The sequence below is a fragment of the Rhodanobacter sp. FW021-MT20 genome (genome assembly GCF_041107475.1).
GTDB classification, from domain to species: domain Bacteria; phylum Pseudomonadota; class Gammaproteobacteria; order Xanthomonadales; family Rhodanobacteraceae; genus Rhodanobacter_A; species Rhodanobacter_A glycinis.
Genome location: NZ_JBGBPX010000014.1, coordinates 110,646 through 127,111, shown reverse-complemented (window position 1 = coordinate 127,111; position 16,466 = coordinate 110,646). Strand labels below are relative to the sequence as shown.

General features: G+C 64.6%; 15 protein-coding genes and 1 tRNA gene. 5 read left to right on the top strand and 11 right to left on the bottom strand.

Going from position 1 to position 16,466, the window contains the following annotated elements; translation table 11 throughout:
• Positions 1–156 precede the first annotated feature (156 nt).
• From AB7849_RS14655 to AB7849_RS14640, 4 genes are all read right to left on the bottom strand, one after another.
• A complete protein-coding gene (locus AB7849_RS14655; protein WP_008214859.1) occupies positions 157–1,533 on the bottom strand; it encodes a hypothetical protein in 1,377 nt (458 codons plus the stop codon).
• A 146-nt stretch (positions 1,534–1,679) separates the two neighbouring features.
• The gene (locus AB7849_RS14650; protein WP_008214862.1) at positions 1,680–2,594 is read right to left on the bottom strand and encodes a glycine betaine ABC transporter substrate-binding protein; all 915 of its coding nucleotides are present in this window, start codon (positions 2,592–2,594) and stop codon (positions 1,680–1,682) included.
• Between the two features lie 26 nt (positions 2,595–2,620).
• On the bottom strand, positions 2,621–3,472 hold the full coding sequence (locus tag AB7849_RS14645; protein ID WP_008214863.1) for an ABC transporter permease: 852 nt from the start codon (positions 3,470–3,472) through the stop codon (positions 2,621–2,623).
• Positions 3,469–4,701, bottom strand: a complete 1,233-nt coding sequence (locus AB7849_RS14640) for a quaternary amine ABC transporter ATP-binding protein (RefSeq protein WP_008214866.1) — start codon at positions 4,699–4,701, stop codon at positions 3,469–3,471. Before AB7849_RS14640 ends, AB7849_RS14645 begins: the two co-directional genes overlap by 4 nt.
• 359 nt (positions 4,702–5,060) lie before the next feature.
• On the opposite strand from AB7849_RS14640, the gene AB7849_RS14635 reads away from it, so the two are divergent.
• Positions 5,061–6,068 carry an NAD-dependent epimerase gene (locus AB7849_RS14635; protein ID WP_008214867.1) on the top strand — a complete coding sequence of 336 codons (1,008 nt, stop codon included), beginning with the start codon at positions 5,061–5,063 and terminating at the stop codon, positions 6,066–6,068.
• Positions 6,069–6,160: 92 nt separating this feature from the next.
• Here AB7849_RS14635 and AB7849_RS14630 read toward each other — a convergent pair whose 3' ends face one another.
• Positions 6,161–6,610: a CopD family protein gene (locus tag AB7849_RS14630; RefSeq protein WP_008214868.1), complete on the bottom strand. Its 450-nt coding sequence runs from the start codon at positions 6,608–6,610 to the stop codon at positions 6,161–6,163.
• A 103-nt stretch (positions 6,611–6,713) separates the two neighbouring features.
• Complete coding sequence (locus AB7849_RS14625) at positions 6,714–7,487, bottom strand: hypothetical protein (protein ID WP_157618188.1); 774 nt, start codon at positions 7,485–7,487, stop codon at positions 6,714–6,716.
• A gap of 288 nt (positions 7,488–7,775) precedes the next feature.
• Here AB7849_RS14625 and AB7849_RS14620 point away from each other — a divergent pair.
• Positions 7,776–7,850 (top strand) — tRNA-Val (locus AB7849_RS14620).
• A gap of 70 nt (positions 7,851–7,920) precedes the next feature.
• On the opposite strand, the gene uvrB is transcribed toward AB7849_RS14620, so the two are convergent.
• On the bottom strand, positions 7,921–9,939 hold the full coding sequence (gene uvrB / locus AB7849_RS14615; RefSeq protein WP_369501217.1) for an excinuclease ABC subunit UvrB: 2,019 nt from the start codon (positions 9,937–9,939) through the stop codon (positions 7,921–7,923).
• 152 nt (positions 9,940–10,091) lie between these two features.
• On the opposite strand from uvrB, the gene AB7849_RS14610 reads away from it, so the two are divergent.
• Entirely contained in the window at positions 10,092–10,643 is a 552-nt protein-coding gene (locus AB7849_RS14610; RefSeq protein WP_157618092.1) for a GspH/FimT family protein, read from the top strand.
• A gap of 171 nt (positions 10,644–10,814) precedes the next feature.
• On the opposite strand, the gene AB7849_RS14605 is transcribed toward AB7849_RS14610, so the two are convergent.
• From AB7849_RS14605 to AB7849_RS14590, 4 genes are all read right to left on the bottom strand, one after another.
• A complete protein-coding gene (locus AB7849_RS14605) occupies positions 10,815–11,318 on the bottom strand; it encodes a TPM domain-containing protein (protein WP_037100126.1) in 504 nt (167 codons plus the stop codon).
• Position 11,319: 1 nt separating this feature from the next.
• A complete protein-coding gene (locus AB7849_RS14600) occupies positions 11,320–12,195 on the bottom strand; it encodes a TPM domain-containing protein (protein WP_369501216.1) in 876 nt (291 codons plus the stop codon).
• 1 nt (position 12,196) lies between these two features.
• Positions 12,197–12,820: a LemA family protein gene (locus tag AB7849_RS14595; RefSeq protein WP_008212208.1), complete on the bottom strand. Its 624-nt coding sequence runs from the start codon at positions 12,818–12,820 to the stop codon at positions 12,197–12,199.
• A gap of 140 nt (positions 12,821–12,960) precedes the next feature.
• The gene (locus AB7849_RS14590; protein WP_008212210.1) at positions 12,961–13,335 is read right to left on the bottom strand and encodes a diacylglycerol kinase; all 375 of its coding nucleotides are present in this window, start codon (positions 13,333–13,335) and stop codon (positions 12,961–12,963) included.
• Between the two features lie 229 nt (positions 13,336–13,564).
• Here AB7849_RS14590 and AB7849_RS14585 point away from each other — a divergent pair, with 229 nt between their 5' ends.
• Positions 13,565–15,106, top strand: coding sequence for a peptide MFS transporter (locus AB7849_RS14585; protein WP_008212212.1), 1,542 nt, complete (start codon positions 13,565–13,567; stop codon positions 15,104–15,106).
• Positions 15,107–15,165: 59 nt separating this feature from the next.
• A complete protein-coding gene (locus AB7849_RS14580; protein ID WP_008212213.1) occupies positions 15,166–16,434 on the top strand; it encodes an ATP-binding protein in 1,269 nt (422 codons plus the stop codon).
• Positions 16,435–16,466: the final 32 nt, after the last annotated feature.

The following is a 16,466-nucleotide window of genomic DNA, read 5'->3' as shown; positions in this document are numbered from 1 at the left end:
TGCCGAAAAACCCGTGGACGCATGCGGCTCAACAGGTGGTCGGGTAAAGGTCAACCACACGAATCGAGAGAGAGCCGGATCCAGTGCCTCCAGGTTGTCGCTAGGAAAGTCGCTGGATTCCAGCTTTCGTTGGGATGACGAGCAGAAGCTCTCTCCCTAGAAGTAATACCCGAAGTTGATGTTGAAGCGATGTTCCACCCCGCCGTTGCCGGCCATGCTGCCGCCGATGAACGGCTGGTTGCGTGCGGTGACGAAATCGAAATAGGTGAACAGGCCGCCCGCCGCCATCGACATGCCGGTGATGTTCATCCACGTATGCGGCAGGTGGCCGGACTTGTGGTTCACCAGCGAGTAGTCGTTGTAGAAGGTGAGCGCAGTGATCGGCCCCCATGACACCGGCAGCTTGTAGGCCACGTTGCCGGTGTAGCTGTGCGCCCGTGCCGCGATGGAATCGTAGAAATCGTACGCGCCCACCGCCAGGCGATCGGCACCATCGTTGACATGATAGGCATAGCGCGCCGCCTGCAACTGCAGGTTCCAGCGACCGATGTCGGTGTTCATGTGCAGCGCTTCGGCGTCGTAATGGCCTACCCGCTGCGTGCTGCTTTCCAGGCTGCCGCGCAGGGCGGACGCGCCCACCTCGACCGAGCTGTGCTCGCCCGGGCGGAAGGTGTAGGCCATCCGCGCCGCACCGGTATCGGCCACGCCGATCGGGTGCGCCGGATCGTCGAAGTTGCCTTCGCCAGGCAACCGGTAGCCCACCACGTTGTAGGTGTAGCTGTCGGCTCGATTGCTGACGAAGCCGTCGACACCGCCCATCGAATCGTTCTTGAAGAAGCCGATCTGCACGTTCCACGGATCACCGCTGTGCACGTACAGCGCACCCATCTGGTAGCTGTCTTCCAGCCCCAGGTAATAGTTGGAGCTGAAGAAATAGTTGTGCGAGTCGAACGGCTGGTTGCCGAACGGCACGCGGGTGAGGCCGAGCTGGCCTTCGTCCTTGTCGGTGAACTTGTAGCCGACCCAGGCGTGATGGATCGCGCTCATGTACTGGAACCAGCGGTACTGGGCGGACAATTCCACATTGCCGATCGAACCGTTGAGATCGAGCCGGAAGATGTCGAAATCCATGTCGCCACGGCGCCTGCGGTTGCCCTTGTTGTAGCCCTCGCGGCTGTACTGGAAGCGCACCGCGCCACCCAGCTTGATACCGTCCTTGCTGGCGCTGGCGGCCGCCTGGCGACTGTCGTCCGACTTGGCTTTCGTGTCGGCCACCGCCACCGTTTCGGCACCATCTGTTGCCGTGTCGGCATCCGTCGCTTTTGCGGACGTCGCGACCGTAGCCTGCGCCGGGTGCTGCTTCATGCTGTCCAGCTCGCGCTGCAACGCATCGATCTGTGCCTGCATCGCGGCGATCTGGGCGGGGCTGTAGTGCTGCGTGGCGGACGCATCCTGCGGCGCTGCCTGCGCCGGCATGGCCAGGCAAGCGCCCAGGCCGATGGCGATGGCGCAGGCCAATGGTTGGAAGGTCATGGGTTTCATCCTCGTAAACAAAAATGGCCGCGCGTCGCGGCGCCACGCGCTGGAATTGGCGCGCAGGCGCCCGCGCTGCCCGAACCGGGCAACGGGAAACGATGCGGACGAACATCAGGTCCGGTGCCTGGGCGCCGGACCCGGGATCAAGGCGTGTCGGACACCCAGCCGGCAACCTTCTGCGGATGCGCCTTCACCCAGTCATGGGCATCGGCCGCCGCATCGGCGCCCTGCTTCTGGTCTTCCGCCATCACCTGCTGCATTTCCTCGGGCGACCAGTGGAAGCCGTCGAGCACGCGCCAGGCGCCGGGCATGTCCTGCTTCAGGCCCTTGCGCGCCAGCGTGTCGATATCCTCGGCACCGCCGTACACGCCCTTGGGATCGGACAGGTACTTCAGCTTCCAGCGCGCCCACATCCAGTGCGGCGTCCAGCCGGTGACCACAATCCACTGGTGGTTGTCGATAGCACTCTTCAGCGCCGCCGTCATGGTGGCGCCGCTGCCGTCGACCAGCTTGAGCGGCAGCTTGTAGGCTTCGATGGCCTTCTGTGTGATGCCCATCTCGCCGGCACCGGGATCGATGCCGACGATCCGGTCCTGGAACTTGTCGGCGTTGGCCGCCAACTGGTCGATCGAATCGATGCTGACGTAGTCGGGCACGACCAGACCGATCTTGGTACCGGTCATGTTGGGACCGAGATTGTCCAGCTTGTCCTTGGTGCGCGCGTAGTAATTGGCATGGGTGCTGGGCAGCCATGCGCATACGGTGGCATCGGCGTCGCCATTGGCAATCGCCGAATACATGGCCGCACCGCTTACCGACAGCGCCTTGACCTTGTAGCCCTGCTGTTCCAGCACGGCCTGCACCACGTGGGTGGCCGCCGTGCAACTGGCCCATTCCACATAGACCAGCGTCACGGTCTTCGAGGCGTGGTCGCCGGTCGCCGGAGTAGCCGCATTGTCTTGCGCGGCGCCCTGTCCGGACGGCGAACAGGCGGCCAGTGCAACGGCGGCCAGTGCGCCGACAACCGCCGTGCGCAAACGATTCTTCTGGATTCCCATGGCTTTCTCCTGTGGCTGTGCCGCGATCACTTCGCGGCCTTGGCGGACGGGTTGCGCCCGATTCGTTGGGTGACCCGGTCGAGGATCATGGCGAGGATGACGATGGCGATGCCGGCCTCGAAGCCCTTGCCGGGCTCCAGTCGCTGGATCGCCTGCCACACCACGCCACCGAGGCCGCCGGCACCGATCATGGCGGCGATCACCACCATCGACAGCGACAGCATGATGGTCTGGTTGATACCGGCCATGATCGTCGGCACGGCCATCGGCAACTGCACCTTGAACAGTTTCTGGCGACGGGTGGAACCGAACGCATCGGCCGCTTCGATCAAGTCGCCGGGCACCTGGCGGATACCCAGCGCGGTAAGCCGGATGGTCGGTGGCGTGGCGAAGATCACCGTGGCCACGCTGGCCGACACTGCGCCCAGACCGAAGAACGGAATCGCCGGAATCAGGTACACGAAGGCCGGCATGGTCTGCATGAAATCGAGGATCGGCATCACCACTTTCGAGGCGCGCGTACTGAGCGCAGCGAAGATGCCCAGCGGCAAGCCGATGGCCACGGCGATCGCGGTGGAAATCAGCACCAAGGTGAAGGTTTCCACCGTGGCCGACCACAGTCTCAAATCCCACAGCAGCAACAGGCCGAGCAGGCTGAACACGGCTACGCGCCAACCGGCGGCGCGCCAGGCCAGCAGCGCCACGATGATGATCAGCAGCCACGGCGGCAGCCACAACAGGCCATGCACCAGGCCATCGATCAGGATCGAGATGATGTGACTGAAGGCCTTGGTGATGAAGGCGATGTGCAGCGTGAGCCAGTCCAGCGCCACGTCGATGCCATGCGCCAGCGGCAATTTCGGAATGGTGAAATTCATGCGTTCGCGCTCCTTTCATCCGACTCGGGCGCGGCATCGGCGGGATGATTCGCACTGCTCTGCGCCAGCGCGTTGATCACGCGCGGCCGGGTGACCACGCCCAGCAGCTTGCGTTGCTCGTCCACCACCGGCAGACGGTAGGGCCAGGTGGCCATGAGGTTGATGATGTCGGTCAGCGGCGTGTCGGGCGCAATGGTGGGCGCATCGTGCTGGATCAGCTCGGCAATGCTCTTGCGACCGTCCTGCACCGCCTTGCCCAACTCGTCGAGCGTGACAGTCCCCACCAACGTGTGATCGCGTTCGACCACCAGCATGCTGGTGTCGCTGCCCTCGGTCATCTTGTGCAATACCGTGCGCGGACCGTCCTGCGGGAACGCCACTTCGCGCGCGCGTCCCATCACGGTACGTGCCGTCAGCACCCGCGACATGTCCACGTTCTCCACGAAACGCTCGACGTAGGCATTGGCCGGGTTGTTGAGGATGTCCTCGGGCGTGCCGATCTGCACCACGCGACCGTCCTTCATCAACACGATGCGGTCGCCGATCTGCAGCGCCTCGTCCAGATCGTGGGTGATGAACACGATGGTCTTCTTCATGCGCCGTTGCAGCGACGCCAGCTCCTGCTGCATGTCGCGGCGGATCAGCGGATCGAGCGCGCTGAACGCCTCGTCCATCAGCAGGATGTCCGACTTCACCGCCAGTGCGCGGGCCAGGCCCACGCGCTGCTGCATGCCGCCGCTGAGCTGACCCGGGCGGGAATCTTCCCAGCCCTTCAGTCCCACCAGCTCCAGCGCCTCGAGCGCACGCTGGCGACGCTCGGCGGCGTCGACGCCCTGCACTTCCAGCCCGTAGGCGGCGTTGTCCGCCACGCTGCGATGCGGGAACAAGGCAAAGTGCTGGAACACCATGCTGATCTTGCGCCGACGCAGATCGAGCAATTGCTCATGGTCGAACCTGGTGATGTCTTCGCCGTCGATGAAGATGCTGCCGCGGCTGGACGGATTGAGACAGTTGAGGCAACGCAGCAGGGTCGACTTGCCGCTGCCGCTCAGCCCCATGATGACGAGCAGCTCGCCCTCTTCCACGTCGAAGGACACGTCGGCGATGCCGACCGCATGTCCCGCCTTGCGGATATCCGCGTTGCCCACACCCTGGTCGAGCATGCGCAATGCCTGCTCCGGATGTGGCCCAAAGACTTTGGTGAGATGTTCGACCTTGATTTTCTGCATGGCTCCTTTGCCTGGATGATTGCCGCAAAGCGATGGCGACATCGCGCGACTGCGCTTCAAGCGAAGCGCCGCGGGCAAACACTGGGCAAAAGGACACTAGGGGTCGGAGGCATGCAGCGCATGCCGGCCCAGGTTCGGGAAGGGTGATCGGCTTATTCTACCTGAACGAAGCGACTATCTCAAACACGTGCGCGATGCAATAGGCCAAACCCCACGTTTCAGCATGACATTTCGCTTCTGCTCAGCAAGCAAATTCGCCCCGACAGTGGAGCCCGTCACCCGCCATGCGCGTCGCAATGAAGCCTCGCACGCAGCAGGCCGCTAGAATGATTCGCCCCGCCACACCTTCGGAATCATCCATGCGCATCCTCGTCACCGGTACCGCCGGCTTCATCGGCGCCGCACTGGCGCAACGACTGCTCGACCGCGGCGACGAGGTGCTGGGCATCGACAACCACAACGATTACTACGATCCCTCGCTGAAAGAAGCGCGCCTGGCACGCTTCGTCGATCACCCGGGTTACGCCCACCGGCGCGCCGACCTGGCCGACGCCAGCGCGGTCAACGATGCCTTTGCCAGCTTCAAGCCGCAGCGCGTGGTGAACCTGGCCGCGCAGGCCGGCGTGCGCTATTCGCTGACGAATCCGCAGGCCTATCTGCAGAGCAATCTGGTCGGTTTCGGCAACATCCTCGAAGGCTGCCGCCACCACGCGGTCGAGCACCTGGTCTACGCCTCCTCCAGCTCGGTGTACGGCGCCAATCGCAAGATGCCGTTCGCGGTGGAAGACGCCGTCGACCATCCGGTCAGCCTGTATGCCGCCAGCAAGAAAGCCAACGAACTGATGGCGCACAGCTACAGCCATCTGTACGGTTTGCCCACCACCGGCCTGCGCTTCTTCACCGTGTATGGCCCGTGGGGCCGACCGGACATGTCGCCGATGCTGTTCGCCGACCGGATCAGTCGTGGCGAGCCGATCGACGTGTTCAACCACGGCAACCACAGCCGCGACTTCACCTATATCGACGACATCGTCGAAGGCGTGATCCGCACGCTCGACCATCCGGCCGAACCCGATCCGGGCTACGACGCGGAAGCGCCGAATCCCGGCACCTCGAACGCGCCCTATCGCGTCTACAACATCGGCAACGACCAGCCGGTACAGCTGATGCGTTTCATCGAACTGCTGGAACAAAACCTGGGGCGAAGCGTGGAGAAGCGCCTGCTGCCGATGCAGCCCGGCGACGTGCCGGACACCTGGGCTGACGTGTCGGCGCTACGCCGTGACGTGGGCTATGCGCCGGGAACGTCCATCGAGGACGGCGTGGCGCGCTTCGTGGCGTGGTACCGGGAGTACTTCAATCGCTGACTACCCGGTAGGAGCGCACCCTGTGCGCGAATGCTCTCGGCCAGACCTCGCAAAAGGCCTTTCGCGCACAGGGTGCGCTCCTACACGCATCATCAGAACGGCTTGGCCAGCACCAGGTAGACCACGCCCAGCAGCAGCAGCACCGGCAATTCGTTGAGCCAGCGCAACGCCTTCGCGGACGGCAGCGCGATGCCTTTGCCGCTGCGCTTCAACAGGCGCCCGACCCACACGAAATAGACCAGCAGCAACGCCACCAGGGTCAGCTTGGCATCGATCCAGTGCATCCCCGCCACCACGTTGGGCAACGCCGATGGCCACAGCCGCCAGCCCTGCCACAACGTCAACCCGAACAAAAAGGCGATGCCGAACATGTTGTGGCCGAACTTGTACAGCCGCCGCCCCATCAACAACAGCCGCGCCTTCACCGCCGGCTCTTCGCCGGCTTCGGCAAGGTTGACCAGGATGCGTGGCAGGTAGAACACGGTAGCCATCCATGCGATCACGAACACCACATGAAAGCTCTTGATCCACACGTAAAGCATCGCCGGCATCCGCGTCAAAAGATGTCGGCGATTCTTGCACAAAGCACACAGCACCAAGCTACCTGCGCCTGAGGTGCGACCGCCGGCCGCACCTGGGAGAGCGTCAGAAACGTGCGCGCAGGTAGAGCGCAGGACCGTCGGACTTGAGATCCAGCTTGGCAGTGGCGTCGCGGTATTTCTTGTTCAGGTGCAGGCGCGAGGCGGAGTACTCCAGCGCCAGGCCCACGTTGTGCCATGGGAACCATTCGACGCCGAGCGAGGCATTCCAGATATGCCCGTTGAGGTCGCCGCCATTCTTTTTGACGCCGGCCACGTCGGCATACATGCGCCACTGGTCGCTGAAGGCGTGCCGCCAGCCCAGCGTCAGCATCGGCGCCCATTCGCTGTCGTTGTAGCTGGCCGAGGCGGTACCACTCGCGGACCCGGCGTGAGCCGAGCCATCCGCACGGAAATCCACCTTGTAGTACGCCGCACCCAGGCCCACGCCAAACACGTCGCTGGAGTGGCCGAACCACCACTTGTACGAGGCCGAACCGAAATCGTAATTCACCGTGCCCTTGATATGCGCACCCACGTCAGTGCCCAGCGCGGGAATCGGCTGGTAATAATCGCCAGTGCGGTTGCGGTGGATCTGGTAGTAATCGAACGAGAATCCCTGACTGTCGCCGATCAGGAAATCCGCACGCACGCGCGGGTCGACGCTGCGCTTCTTCAAGCCAAGGTCGTGTTCGAAATTCAGCTTGCCATCGAGACCCGAATAGGCGTCGCGCCCCTGCGCCGACAGGGTCGTGGTGTTGTTCGAGTAATAACCGCCCAGCCACAGGCTGACGCGATCAAGTGCAGGAGACTGCTGGGCAAACGCCCCCGTACTGGCCATGCCAAGCGCCACGGCCGAGGCAAGCAATGGAAGGGAGCGGGAGCGGAGCAAGCGGTGCGGCATGTTGGAACCTCATCGTCGGGGATCACGAGGGCACCACTATCGCGACCCGCGAGTCGCCTCCCGGTGAACAACATACGCCCGAGCATGGACGCAATATTGATGCTCGTGACCGCGCTCTGAATGGAGCCTGCGCCTGCCTTTACGCGCCCTGGAGCCGGGGCGCTTGTGGCAGCTCGACGAGTCACCTATACTGCGCGGCTCGCGCGGCAGCTTGCTGCGGGAATCGGGCGGTTAGCTCAGCGGTAGAGCACTACCTTGACATGGTAGGGGTCACAAGTTCGATCCTTGTACCGCCCACCAATTCGGTGAAACAAAGGCCACCCTCGCGGTGGCCTTTGTCTTTCCAGCGCATGCCGCCATGCAGCCCCGCTCAACGCAGCGACTGCTCGCGCAGTTGGTGGATCTCGTCACGCAACTTCGCCGCATCCTCGAATTCCAGGTTCTGGGCGTGCTTGTACATCCGCGCTTCCAGTTTCTTGATCGCGGCCGCGGCCTGGGCCGGGTCCATCGAGGCATACGCCGCCGTCGGCTCGGCCACGGCGCGCGCCTTGCCACGGCTGCCGCGCCCGCGTGCCGGCGCCTCGCTGCGCGCACCTTCCATGATGTCGGCAATCCGGCGCACCACCGTTTTCGGGGTGATCCCGTTGGCCTCGTTGTACAGCACCTGCTTCTCGCGGCGCCGCGCGGTCTCGTCCATCGCCGCGCGCATCGAACGGGTCACCTCGTCGGCGTAGAGGATGGCCTTGCCGCGCACGTTGCGGGCCGCGCGGCCGATGGTCTGGATCAGCGAGCCGGTGGAGCGCAGGAAGCCTTCCTTGTCCGCATCGAGCACCGCCACCAGCGAGACCTCGGGCATGTCCAGGCCTTCGCGCAACAGGTTGATGCCGACCAGCACGTCGAACTCGCCCAGCCGCAGATCGCGAATGATCTCGCTGCGTTCGACCGTCTCGATGTCCGAGTGCAGGTAACGCACTTTCACGTCGTGCTCGGCCAGGTATTCGGTGAGGTTCTCGGCCATGCGCTTGGTCAACGTGGTGACCAGCACGCGGTCGCCCATGGCGATGCGCTTGTGCGCCTCGCCGAGCAGGTCGTCGACCTGGGTGCGAACCGGGCGCACTTCCACTTCCGGATCGATCAGGCCAGTCGGGCGCACCACCAGCTCGGTCACCGCGTCGCCGGACTTGTCCAGCTCGTAGGCGCGTGGCGTGGCAGAAACATAGATGGCGCGCGGCACCCGTGCTTCCCACTCTTCGAAACGCAGCGGTCGGTTGTCCATCGCCGATGGCAGGCGGAAACCGAATTCCACCAGGGTTTCCTTGCGCGAACGATCGCCCTTGTACATCGCGCCGAGCTGCGGCACGGTGACGTGCGATTCGTCGACCACCAGCATGCCGTCGGCCGGCAGATAGTCGAACAAGGTCGGCGGCGGTTCGCCCGGTTCGCGCCGGGTCAGGTGGCGCGAGTAGTTCTCGATGCCCTGGCAATAACCCACCTCGGCCATCATCTCCAGGTCGAAACGCGTGCGCTGCTCCAGCCGTTGCGCCTCGAGCAGCTTGTTCTCGCGATACAGGTATTCCAGCCGTTCCTTCAGTTCGACCTTGATCGTCTCGATGGCGTTGAGCACGCTTTCGCGCGTGCTGGCGTAATGGGTGCGCGGATAAACCGTGTAGCGGGGAATCTTGCGGATCGTCTCGCCGGTGAGCGGGTCGAACAGCGCCATGTTCTCCACTTCGCCATCGAACAGTTCGATGCGCAACGCTTCGGTTTCCGACTCGGCCGGGAACACATCGATGATCTCGCCGTGCACGCGATAGGTACCACGACGCAACTCCATCTCGTTGCGGGTGTACTGCAGCTCGGTGAGCTGGTGGATCAGCTTGCGCTGGTCGATGCGCTCGCCCTTGGCCAGAATCAGCCGCAGGCTCAGGTAATCCTCGGGATTGCCCAGGCCGTAGATCGCCGACACCGTGGCCACGATGATCGAATCGCGGCGCGACAGCAGCGCCTTGGTCGCCGACAGCCGCATCTGCTCGATGTGCTCGTTGATCGAGGCGTCCTTCTCGATGAAGGTATCCGACGCCACCACGTAGGCTTCCGGCTGGTAGTAGTCGTAATAGCTGACGAAGTACTCCACCGCGTTATGCGGAAAGAACTCCCGGAACTCGCCATACAGCTGCGCCGCCAGCGTCTTGTTCGGTGCCATCACGATGGTCGGGCGCTGCACGCGCTCGATCACGTTGGCGATGGTGTAGGTCTTGCCTGAACCGGTGACGCCAAGCAGGGTCTGCGATGCCAAACCGGCCTCGAAACCCTCGCTGAGGCGTTGAATGGCCTCGGGTTGGTCACCCGCGGGCTGGTAGGGCGCGACAAGTTCGAATCGATCGGTCATGGATGACGATATGCGGGCACGAACCCGCATATTAAATCGCCCCTGCTGACAAGACATGTCAGCAGCGACCGACACGATGAGGGCATTTTCGCCGCAGACGCCGCTTCCAGCGCGATCTAGCCTGAATACAGGCGATGGCAGGAGGCCGGATCGTGCGCATTTTGCGGCAGCGTACCCAAACAGGAATCAGCCTGATCGAACAGGTAATGGTCGTCGCGGTGGTCGCGGTCCTGGCGTGCGTCGCCATGCCGTCGCTGGGGAAACTGGTGCAGGGGCATCAGTTGCAGGCAACCCAATTCACCTATCTCGCCACCTTGCGCTACGCCCGCAACACGGCCATCACGCACAACAGCCGCATCCTGTTCTGTCCCAGTGTCGATGGCCGGCACTGCAGGGACACTGCCGACTGGACCCAGGGCTGGCTGATTGCCCGCGACCGCGATCGCGATGGCCAGCCGGATGGGCCGCCACTGCGTACCGGTCGCGTACCAAGGCGACTGACCGTGCTGGGCACCGCCGGACGCAAGCACGTGCGCTTCCTGCCCGATGGCACCGCGCTCGGCAGCAACCTCAGCCTGCTGTTCTGTTCATCGGGCGATGATCGGCAGGCCTTGCGCGTGGTGGTCTCCAACGCCGGCCGGGTGCGCGGGGCGACCGCAACGCCGGAGCAGTCAGCCGCCTGTGCCGCAGCGGCTGGCTCGTGAGAACGCGTGCGGAATCTTTCCGGACTTGGCGCAGAAGCGAACTGTAGGAGCCAGCTCACGGGCGATGCTGCTGCTCTGGCGCACCATCAGCAGTTGCAAAAAAAGCATCGCCCGCGAGCGGACTCCTACAGGTCGCAAAATGGGCGACCGGATGCGCCCTTGGACAGGCGCTCAGAGCAATACCGGTCGATCCGGCAGCTCGTCGAGTCGTTCCGCACCATCGCCCGGGAAATGCTGCCGCAACAAGCCATGCGCATCGGCAATGCCCTGCAACGCGCCTTCGCGCCATTCGCCACGCGCGAAGCGGTCGCGCATGCGCGTACAGAGCGCGTCCCATTCAGCCGCCGTCACCCGCTGCGCGATGCCGCGGTCGGCCACGATCTCGATGCGGTGTTCGGCCATCAACACGTAGAACAGCACACCGCAGTTGTGTTCGGTATCCCATACGCGCAGTTGGGTGAACACCTGTCGTGCACGGGTCGGGGCATCCAGGCCCTGCAGTACCGCCCACGGACTCAGGCGCGACTCGAAGGCCACGCGTACCTCGCCCTTGTGGGTCCGCTCGCCGGCCGCGATGGCATCGGCGATCTCATCCAGTACGCGCGCGGGAAAACGCCGGCGCAACTGGAACCAGCCATCGAACAGATTTGCGCCCAGGCGCTGGAAACGACTCATCTCACCAGCCCCCCGATGCGCCACCGCCATTGAAACTGCCGCCACCCCCACTGAAACCGCCACCACCGCCAAAGCCACCGCCGCCACCGAAGCCACCACCACCGCCCCAGCCGCCGAATCCACCCCAGCCACCGCCGCCGATCGAGCGCCCCGCCCCGCCCGGCAGCAGCATGAACACGCCGCCCAGCAAGCCGCCCAGCACACCGATGCCGGCGGAAGCCAGCAGCCACATCAGGCCGCCGATGACCAGGCCGCCCACCGGTGCGCGCACCAGCGCATGCGTCCGCCCCAGCACGCCGCGCAGGAACACCGCGGCGAACAATCCGACCATGAAGATGCCCTGGAACCCGTTGCCATGACGCTCGTGCGTCGCACCTTGCACCGGCGGTGGCAACGGCTCGCCGTTGATCAGCAGGGTGAGCGCACCCACGGCGTCGCTGATGCCGCCGAAGTAGTCACCGGTACGGAATTTCGGCGCGAGGTATTCGCGGATGATGCGTGCAGCCGCTGCGTCGGGAATCGCCCCCTCCAGTCCCGCCCCCACCTCGATGCGGACCTGGTGGTCGTTCTTGGCGATCAACAGCAGCACGCCGTCATCGATCCCCTTGCGCCCGACCTTGTTGGTCATCGACACGTCCAGCGAATAGCTGTCGATGGGCTGCGGCTGGGTGGTCCCCACCATCAGCACCACCAACTGCGCGCCCTTGGCCTTTTCCAGCGCCACCAGCTGCGCGTCGAGCTGGTCGACCTGCTGCGTGGTCAGCGTGCCGGTGAGATCGGTGACGTGCCGGGTCAGTTTCGGCACGTCGGTGGCATGCAGCCAGGCCGGCGCCAGCAACGCCAGCACCAGCACGCACAGCAGGCGACTCAGGCGCACCTCAGTGCCCGGCCGACGTGGCCGGCGCCGGCGTGCTCGTACCGAAATTCACGGTCGGCGCGGTGGAAATCGCCTTCTCGTTGTCCACGCTGAAATTCGGCTTCACCGTGTAGCCGAACATCTTCGCGGTGAGGTTGTTCGGGAACGTGCGGATCATCGAGTTGTACTGCTGCACCGCCTGCACGTAACGCTGGCGCGCCACGGTAATGCGGTTCTCGGTGCCCTCCAGCTGCGCCTGCAGGTTCTGGAACAACCCATCGGCCTTCAGGTTCGGATAGTTCTCGCTGACCACCATCAGCCGCGACAGCGCGCCGGTGAGCTGGCCCTGCGCTGCCTGGAACTGCTTCAGTTTCTGCGGATCGTTGATGGTGTCGGAATTCACCTGGATGCTGCCCACCTTGGCACGCGCCTCGGTCACCTCGACGAACACCTTTTCCTCGTGCTGGGCGTAGCCCTTCACCGTGTTGACCAGGTTCGGCACCAGGTCGGCGCGGCGCTGGTACTGGTTCAGCACCTCCGACCACGAGGCCTTGACCGCCTCGTCCTGTCGCTGGATGGCGTTGTAACCGCAGCCGGTCACCGACACGGCAAGCAACATCAGTACGAGGTTGCGAAGAAACTTCATGACGACACTCCTGATCGTGGATAGCCCATTGCAACACCCATGCGGCACGGGCGCAATTGCGGCACGCCACCCTGCCCGGGAAAGGCTCCATCGACACACCGTGGCTTGCCAATCATCGCCGCCCCGGAAATCCGGACCCATCAGATCCAGCGCGGCACCAGCACCAGCGCCCAGCACAGCGCGGTGGCCGCCAACAGCAGGAACACCGCTGCCGAACCCAGGTCCTTGGCCCGGCCGGCCAGCGCGTGGAAATCGGGGCTGACCAGATCGACCACCGCCTCGATCGCGGAATTGAGCAGTTCGGCCGACAGCACCAGGAAGATCGGCAGGGTCAGCGCGATCTTCTCCAGCGCACCATGCCCCAGCCACAGGCCCACGGGTACCAGCACGATGGCCAGCAAGGCTTCCAGGCGGAACGAAGCCTCGTGCCGCCAACCGGCGCCCAGGCCTTTCATCGACCAGCGAAAGGCGTTCCAGAGCTGACTCGGGTTACCGCGAAATCCGCTGCCGGGCATGGGTGGGAGATCTCCGTGGACAACCGCCCGTGACGGGCGGCAAGGCGCGCATGATGCCACAAGCCTCTCGCGGATCGCGGAGTGCATCCAGCCGGCCCGTCATGTCGCAGCGCAGCGAAGCGATCCGGACGGATGGGTTACCCTTCGTTGATTGTGGTGCCGTTCAGCACCGCTGCACGCCGGCCGCGCCACGCGCGGCCGTTGTTTGACTCGTCAACGGAATCGATGCATGGCAATCCAGAATCCACCCGTTTCGCAAACCCGGTCGTTCAGCACTGTCTTCCTCATCGAGATGTGGGAGCGGTTTGGCTACTACGGCATGCAAGCGCTCATCGTGTACTACATGGTGCAGCGCCTGGGGTTCCCCGATGACAAGGCCAACCTGGTCTGGAGCGCTGCCGCTGCATTGATCTACGTGGCGCCGGCCATTGGCGGCTGGGTGGGCGACAAGGTGCTGGGCACGCGCCGCACGATGCTGATCGGCGCCACCATTCTGGCCGTCGGTTATGCGCTGATGGCCGTACCGGGCGAGAGCGTCGGCTTCCTTTACTTCGCGCTGGGCGTGATCGTGGTCGGCAACGGCCTGTTCAAGCCGAATGCCGGCAACCTGGTGCGCAAGATCTACGACGGCGACGACTCCAAGATCGACAGCGCCTTCACCATCTACTACATGGCAGTGAACATCGGCTCGACGATCTCGATGCTGCTGACGCCGTGGATCAAGGACTACGTCAACGCCAAGTACGGTCATGAACTGGGCTGGCATGCCGCCTTCGCCGTGTGCGCGTTCGGCCTGCTGGTGGGCCTGACCAATTACCTGGTGATGCGCCACACGATGCGTCACATCGGCTCGGCCCCGGACGAAAAGCCGGTGCATGCCGGCAAGCTGGGCGCGGTGCTGGGTATCGGCGTGCTGGCCGTCTTCGCATCCGCCTACGTGCTGGCGCACGAGTCGGTGGCGCGCATTTTCGTGTACGCGGCCGGCGTCGTGGTGCTGGGCATCTTCGCCTACCTGATCAGCCGCAGCGAGCGCTCCGAGCGCGCCGGCCTGATCGCCGCGCTGGTGCTGACCGTGCAGACGGTGTTCTTCTTCATCTTCTACCAGCAGATGTCGACCTCGCTGAACCTGTTCGCGCTGCGCAACGTCAATCCCAGCTTCGACATCTTCGGCTTCCATCTGTGGAACTGGGCGCCGGCGCAATTCCAGTCGTTCAATCCGATCTGGATCTTCATCCTGAGCCCGCTGCTGGCCTTCATCTACAACGCGGCCGGCCGCAACGGCAAGGACATCTCGATCGCCACCAAATTCGCGCTGGGCTTCGCCGCCGTCGCGCTGGGCTTCTTCATCTACAGCTGGGCCGATCATTTCGCCGTGGCCGGCAAGACCAGCTCATGGGTGATGGTCTGGGGCTACGGCGCCTCGTCGCTGGGTGAGCTGCTGGTCAGCGGCCTGGGCCTGGCGATGATCGCGCGCTACGTTCCCGAGCGCATGGGCGGCTTCATGATGGGCGCGTACTTCGTGGCGTCCGGCATCTCGCAATACCTCGGTGGCCTGGTGGCGAACCTGGCCAGCGTGCCGCAGGACATCACCAATCCCGTGCAGACCATGCCGATCTACACCTCGCTGTTCGCCAAGTTGGGCTGGGCGGGCATCGCCTGCACATTGATCGCGCTGGCGGTGCTGCCGCTGATGCGCAAGCTGTCGGCGCAGCACCAGGCCCACAACAAGGCTACCGACGCGCCACTGCCCACCATCGGCTCCGAGCAGTAAGACCTGCCATGGGTCCGGCTCGCTGATCGAGCCGGGCCACTGATGGGCTGAACATCCACATGTCGCAACATCACCATCAGCAGCGTTTCGGCCCGGTCGCACTGATCCGCACGCTGACCTGGCTGCGGTTATGCGCCATCGTCGGCCAGAGCGGCGCCGTGCTGGTATGCGCATGGATAATGCACTTGGACATCCCGCTGGCGCCGTTGCTGATCGGCATCGATCTGCTGGCGGTGTTCGCCGTGCTGGCTGCCTGGCGCCTGCACCAATCGCGCGCAGTGCACGAGTGGGAAGTGGTCGGCCATATCGCCTTCGACACGCTGGGCCTCAGCTACCTGCTCTATTTCACCGGTGGCGCCAGCAATCCGTTCATCACCCTGCTGGTGGTGCCGATCGCGCTTTCCGCCGCGGCACTGTCGGTGCCGGCAATCCTTTCGGTGGCGATCTTCGCCGGGCTGGCCTACCTGCTCCTGCTGCGCTGGTACGTGCCATTGCCGATGCCCTCGTATGCCGAGGGTTTCTCGCTGCACGTCGCCGGCATGGGCGTGAACTTTCTGGTCACTGCCATGTTGCTGGCCTTCTTCATCCACCGGCTGGCCCGCGCCGTGCGCCTGCAGCAAATGGAAGTGCAACGCGTACGCGAACGTGCCTTGCGTGATGAAGGCATCCTCGCCATCGCCACCCAGGCCGCCGGTGCCGCACACGAGATGAACACGCCGCTGTCGACCATGCGCACGCTGCTGCCGGAGGTTCGCCGCGAACATCCCACGGACGGCCCGCTCAGCGACGACCTGGCCCTGCTGCAGGATCAGGTGGAACGCTGCCGCACGATCCTGCGCGAGATGGTGGCTTTCGGCCAGGCGCAACTGTCGCAGGAACCGGAGCGCGCGACGCTGGCCGCGTTCCTGCACGGCTGCGTGGAACGCTTCCAGTTGCTGCGCCCGGAAGCGGAGCTGGATCTGCAGGTGGACGAGGCCACCGACGGCATCGTGCTGCGCACGCCGCCCGGCTTGCGTCACGCCCTGCTCAACCTGCTCAACAATGCCGCCGACGCCTCGGCCATGCGCGATTCGCAAGCCGTGCAACTGCTAGTGCTGCGGCAAGGACACTGGCTGGAGCTGCGGGTGCGTGACCACGGCCCCGGCTTCACCCCCACCGGCGCACCGGCCGTGCTCGGCCAGACCGGCAAGCAGGCCGGCCTGGGCATCGGTCTGGCGCTGGCCGAAGCCACCGCCGAGCGGCTGGCTGGCGAACTGACCGCCAGCAACACCGACAGTGGCGCGGAAATGTGCCTGCGCCTGCCGCTGGCCACCATTGCCGAGCACTAGGCGCCGGTCGGTTTCCGCCCGCGGGAGGCAGC

Bases quoted from the DNA above. Each gene is read 5' to 3' on its own strand.
- AB7849_RS14595 (WP_008212208.1), bottom strand. From the start codon at position 12,820: ATGAAGTTTCTTCGCAACCTCGTACTGATGTTGCTTGCCGTGTCGGTG.
- AB7849_RS14650 (WP_008214862.1), bottom strand. From the start codon at position 2,594: ATGGGAATCCAGAAGAATCGTTTGCGCACGGCGGTTGTCGGCGCACTG.
- AB7849_RS14625 (WP_157618188.1), bottom strand. From the start codon at position 7,487: ATGGCCAGTACGGGGGCGTTTGCCCAGCAGTCTCCTGCACTTGATCGC.
- AB7849_RS14655 (WP_008214859.1), bottom strand. From the start codon at position 1,533: ATGACCTTCCAACCATTGGCCTGCGCCATCGCCATCGGCCTGGGCGCT.
- uvrB (WP_369501217.1), bottom strand. From the start codon at position 9,939: ATGACCGATCGATTCGAACTTGTCGCGCCCTACCAGCCCGCGGGTGAC.
- AB7849_RS14640 (WP_008214866.1), bottom strand. From the start codon at position 4,701: ATGCAGAAAATCAAGGTCGAACATCTCACCAAAGTCTTTGGGCCACAT.
- AB7849_RS14635 (WP_008214867.1), top strand. From the start codon at position 5,061: ATGCGCATCCTCGTCACCGGTACCGCCGGCTTCATCGGCGCCGCACTG.
- AB7849_RS14585 (WP_008212212.1), top strand. From the start codon at position 13,565: ATGGCAATCCAGAATCCACCCGTTTCGCAAACCCGGTCGTTCAGCACT.
- AB7849_RS14590 (WP_008212210.1), bottom strand. From the start codon at position 13,335: ATGCCCGGCAGCGGATTTCGCGGTAACCCGAGTCAGCTCTGGAACGCC.
- AB7849_RS14580 (WP_008212213.1), top strand. From the start codon at position 15,166: ATGTCGCAACATCACCATCAGCAGCGTTTCGGCCCGGTCGCACTGATC.
- AB7849_RS14645 (WP_008214863.1), bottom strand. From the start codon at position 3,472: ATGAATTTCACCATTCCGAAATTGCCGCTGGCGCATGGCATCGACGTG.
- AB7849_RS14630 (WP_008214868.1), bottom strand. From the start codon at position 6,610: ATGCTTTACGTGTGGATCAAGAGCTTTCATGTGGTGTTCGTGATCGCA.
- AB7849_RS14605 (WP_037100126.1), bottom strand. From the start codon at position 11,318: ATGAGTCGTTTCCAGCGCCTGGGCGCAAATCTGTTCGATGGCTGGTTC.